A 616-nucleotide genomic window follows, 5' to 3' on the forward strand; every position below is an offset into this window, starting at 1 on the left:
ATCGTCGTATATCGCATAATTGATTTGCTTCGCCTCACCGTGGCGTAGAGGTGTTGGGCAATAGCTCCCACTGTTATTTTTATAAACAAAAATGTTTATTCTTTGCTTGATGCTATAAACAAAAATGTTTATACTTGTCTCAAGTTAAACAGACAAGAGGAGGAAGTGAAGCAAAGCGAGTTGAGGCGTTGGCTTGCAGCTCAAGGGGCAGAATTTAAAGATGGTACTAACCACTTGAAAATCAATCTCAACGGCAAGCAAACGGTAATGCCGAGACATCCGGGGAAGGAAATACCGGAACCGCTGAGGAAGGCAATTCTTAAGCAACTCGGTATCAAATAAAATCCAGCCCCTCGGGGCTGGTACTCGCGGAGGTTCACTTAATCAATATGCGATACCCGGTAATTTTTGAGCATGACGAAACCGGCTGGGCGGTATTCTTTCCGGATATCCCAGAGGCAATCACGGGAGGAGAGACCAGGGAGGAAGCGTTAGAAATGGCGCAAGATGCCCTGGTGACGGCGTTTGATTTTTACTTTGACGACCGCCGGGAGATTCCCGCTCCATCAGCAGAAGGTGATGCGTTTGTTGAGGTTCCGGCCAGCGTGGCAGCTAA

At 47.6% G+C, this 616-nt stretch carries 2 protein-coding genes; both read left to right on the forward strand.

Annotated features, from left to right (window positions below):
* Nucleotides 1-165 precede the first annotated feature (165 nt).
* Nucleotides 166-342, forward strand: coding sequence for a type II toxin-antitoxin system HicA family toxin (locus CWM61_RS28580; protein ID WP_100632281.1), 177 nt, complete (start codon nucleotides 166-168; stop codon nucleotides 340-342).
* 47 nt (nucleotides 343-389) lie between these two features.
* On the forward strand, nucleotides 390-616 hold a 227-nt coding region (locus CWM61_RS28585; RefSeq protein ID WP_133122481.1), incomplete at its 3' end, for a type II toxin-antitoxin system HicB family antitoxin.

Origin of the sequence: Klebsiella sp. K-Nf6 (assembly GCF_002806655.1) — a bacterium.
In the GTDB taxonomy this organism is placed as follows: domain Bacteria; phylum Pseudomonadota; class Gammaproteobacteria; order Enterobacterales; family Enterobacteriaceae; genus Klebsiella; species Klebsiella variicola.